The following is a 3,471-nucleotide window of genomic DNA, read 5'->3' as shown; positions in this document are numbered from 1 at the left end:
GTGCCACTGTTCTTTGGGCAGACTGTCGGGTAATAACACCCGGTAAAATCGTCTTCCATTCAGAGGCTGCAGGTGCAGGATAATCAATCCGCGGGTAATGTAGGTGGACGGCAACAGGGATAGATCCGGCCAGTGCTCATTGCCCACCTGATAATCCCATGCGTCATCGGTTCGCCAGATCAGGCGCGTTGTGCGTCGGCTGTCCCGGTAATGGCGCCACATATGCCATAACAGACTGACCACCACCGCCGCGAGCAACGCAAAAGGCACGCCCGTCGGCAAACTCAAGGGCTGTAACAACGCCGCGCCGGCCAACGCGTGTAACAGGATCAGGTAGATGAGTAAATAGCGGGAGGGCGTCGGCTCAAGTTCCAGCCGCATTTCGAATTTGTTCTGCCACATTGGCCACATCCTTGTCGTGCGGGACACCGTGTCCCATCAAAAAGTCCAGTAATTGCTGATCCGGATAGGCCAGCAAGGTTATCAGGGCATCCTTTTCCCTGTCGCTCAGCCGGTTGTAGTGTTGTTCGACAAACGGCAATAACAGCAAATCCAGCTCCAGCATGCCGCGTCGGCATTGCCAGAGCACGCGCGCCTGATCAACCTGACCGGCATCAGCCGCCGTCATGCTCAGAACATCTCCTTGACCATCAGTTTTTTAATGTTGTTGATCGCCTCGGTCGGGTTGAGTCCCTTGGGACAAACATTGACGCAATTCATGATGGTATGGCAACGAAACAACCGGTACGGCCCATCCAGTTCCTCAAGTCGTTGTGCCAGGGCCTGATCCCGACTGTCCGCCATAAAGCGATAGGCCTGTAACAGGGCTGCCGGGCCCCGGAACTTGTCCGGGTTCCACCAGAACGAGGGACATTGCGTGGTACAGCAACCGCACAGGATGCATTCGTACAGACCGTCGAGTTTCTCCCGCTCCTGCGGTGTTTGATGATATTCGACTTCCGGTTCGGGATCTTCGACGATGAGATAGGGCTTGACCGCGCGATAGTGTTCAAAAAACTGATCCATATCGACCACCAGATCCCGAATCACCGGCATCCCCGGCACCGGCCGCACCACCACAGGCTCTTTCAATTCCGCCACCGGCGTCAGACACCCCAGGGCATTGGTCCCGTTGATATTCAGCGCATCCGAACCACATACCCCTTCCCCGCAGGAATGGCGAAACACCAGCGTCTCATCCTGCTCTTTAAGCTTGAGCAATGCATCGCGTAACATCATCCCCGGACGCGTCTCCAGCTCGAACTCCTGCATCCAGGGCTTCTCGCCACTTTCCGGATCATATCGATAAATTTGAAATCGCATCGTCTCAGCTCCAGCCCTTTGGGCAGGTTCTAGGTGCTAGATGCTAGATACTAGCCCCTGGTAACTAGTACCTGATTTAGTAGACCCGTTCCTTCGGCGGAAACGAATCCACGGTCATTGGCTTTAATGTCACCGGCTTGTAATCCAGCCGATGCTGTTCCTTATAGTATAGTGAGTGTTTCAACCAGCGTTGATCGTCGCGATCGGGATAATCCATGCGCGAATGGGCGCCGCGGCTTTCCTGTCGACCCAAGGCCGAGCTTACCGTGGCAATGGCAATATCCATCAGGTTTTCCAGTTCCAGCGCCTCGATCCGGGCGGTATTGAAAATCTTGCTGTGATCCTTCAAACGCACGTTCTGCATGCGCCGCTCCAGTTCCAGCACCTTGTCGAACCCTTGTTGCAATATCTCTTCGCTGCGAAATACGCCACAGTAGTTTTCCATGGTGCTCTGCAATTCCTTTTTCAAAGCCGGAACGGATTCCCCCTCACCTTTTTGATCCCAGCGCTGCAGGTGCGCCATAGCCTGCTCCACACTCTGCTCCGGCAGAGGCCGGTGATACCGGTTATCGTTCAGGTATTCGATGATGTCATTGCCGGCGGCACGGCCGAAGACGACGATATCCAGCAGGGAGTTGCCGCCCAGCCGGTTGGCACCGTGCACCGAGACACAGGCGCATTCGCCCGCTGCATACAATCCCGGGATCGATTCCTGGCCCTGTTCCACCGGCACCACCACCCGGCCATGACGATCAGTCGGGATACCCCCCATTGTGTAATGGGCGGTAGGAAAGACCGGAATCGATTCCTCGGCCGGATCGATATGCAGGAAGGTTTTCACCGTATCGCAAATCCCCGGCAGGCGTTTGTACAGCACTTCGCGGCCCAGGTGATCGAGCTTGAGCATGACGTGATCGCCATTATCGCCACAACCCCGGCCCTCGCGCACTTCGGTGGCAATCGCCCGGCTTACCACGTCGCGACTGGCCAAATCCCGGGCATGCGGCGCATAACGTTCCATAAACCGCTCCCCATCCCTGTTCGTCAGGTAACCGCCCTCGCCACGTGCGCCTTCGGTAATCAACATACCCCGTCCGGCGATGCCGGTGGGATGGAACTGGAAGAACTCCATGTCCTGTAACGGAATGCCGGCACGCAGCGCCATCGCCAATCCGTCGCCGGTATTGATATGGGCATTGGTGTTGGTGCGAAACAGCTGGCCGGCGCCGCCGGTGGCCAGTAGCGTGGTCTTGGCCTCGATCAGTAACGGCTCACCGGTTTCAATCTCCAGCACCAGGGCACCGAGAATAAATCCCTCTTCGTCCTTGATCAGATCGATCGCAAAGTATTCGTCAAAGAAATGAGTCTTGGCACGAATGTTCTGCTGATAGAGCGTATGCAAAATGGCATGACCCGTGCGATCCGCCGCCGCGCAGGTACGTGCGGCCTGATCGCCGCCGAAATTCTGGCTCTGGCCGCCGAAGGGCCGCTGATAAATCTTGCCATTATCCAGCCGGCTGAAGGGCACGCCGGCATGTTCCAGCTCGACCACGAGGTTCGAGGCCGAACGGCACATATATTCGATGGCATCCTGATCGCCAAGATAATCACTACCCTTGACTGTGTCGTACATGTGCCAGTGCCAGCTGTCGGGCAATACATTGGCCAGTGCCGCATTCATGCCGCCCTGGGCCGCCACCGTATGCGAACGGGTGGGAAACACTTTGGAGACCACGGCTACACTGGCTTCGGCCCGGGACAATTGCAGCGCCGCCCGCAAGCCACCGCCACCGGCGCCGATGACCAGGGTATCGAATTGTCGTTTAGCAATCGTCATACTGCCACCACTGAAATCAGAATCCACATCGACCAGATACCCAGCACCAGGAGCATTAATAGAAGAACCACCAGAATCGCAAATCGCAATACCAGTGAATGTATATAATCGACCAGAATATCGCGCACACCGACACCGGCATGAAACAACACAGCCACCACGAACAACGCCGTTGCGATATTCACCGGTGCAAAGGCCAGCAACGATCGCCACTGCGCATAGTCCAGCGGGCCGCCCAGCAGATAGGCGATCAGTGCCACGATGACAAACAGCGCGATATAGATTGAAGTCAGGCGCTGCCACAGCCAGGC

Annotated in this window: 5 protein-coding genes; all 5 read right to left on the bottom strand. The window is 56.6% G+C overall.

What is annotated here, in order from left to right:
• Nucleotides 1-402, bottom strand: a 402-nt coding sequence (locus RI563_RS11830) for a protein YgfX (protein WP_310694590.1), incomplete at its 3' end; no start/stop codon positions are given.
• On the bottom strand, nt 365-628 hold the full coding sequence (locus RI563_RS11825) for a succinate dehydrogenase assembly factor 2 (RefSeq protein ID WP_310694589.1): 264 nt from the start codon (nt 626-628) through the stop codon (nt 365-367). The genes RI563_RS11830 and RI563_RS11825, both read right to left, overlap by 38 nt.
• Nucleotides 629-630: 2 nt before the next feature.
• Complete coding sequence (locus RI563_RS11820) at nt 631-1,323, bottom strand: succinate dehydrogenase iron-sulfur subunit (RefSeq protein ID WP_310694588.1); 693 nt, start codon at nt 1,321-1,323, stop codon at nt 631-633.
• 76 nt (nt 1,324-1,399) lie between these two features.
• Nucleotides 1,400-3,160, bottom strand: coding sequence for a succinate dehydrogenase flavoprotein subunit (sdhA, locus tag RI563_RS11815; RefSeq protein ID WP_310694587.1), 1,761 nt, complete (start codon nt 3,158-3,160; stop codon nt 1,400-1,402).
• On the bottom strand, nt 3,157-3,471 hold a 315-nt coding region (gene sdhD / locus RI563_RS11810), incomplete at its 5' end, for a succinate dehydrogenase, hydrophobic membrane anchor protein (RefSeq protein ID WP_310694586.1). The genes sdhD and sdhA, both read right to left, overlap by 4 nt.

The sequence above is a fragment of the Thiohalophilus sp. genome (assembly GCF_031581315.1).
Taxonomy (GTDB): Bacteria; Pseudomonadota; Gammaproteobacteria; order UBA6429; family Thiohalophilaceae; genus Thiohalophilus.
The sequence above is the reverse complement of the archived record's forward strand: the minus strand, read 5'-3'. Positions and strand labels throughout refer to the sequence as shown.

Bases quoted from the DNA above. Each gene is read 5' to 3' on its own strand.
- sdhA (WP_310694587.1), bottom strand. From the start codon at position 3,160: ATGACGATTGCTAAACGACAATTCGATACCCTGGTCATCGGCGCCGGT.
- RI563_RS11825 (WP_310694589.1), bottom strand. From the start codon at position 628: ATGACGGCGGCTGATGCCGGTCAGGTTGATCAGGCGCGCGTGCTCTGG.
- RI563_RS11820 (WP_310694588.1), bottom strand. From the start codon at position 1,323: ATGCGATTTCAAATTTATCGATATGATCCGGAAAGTGGCGAGAAGCCC.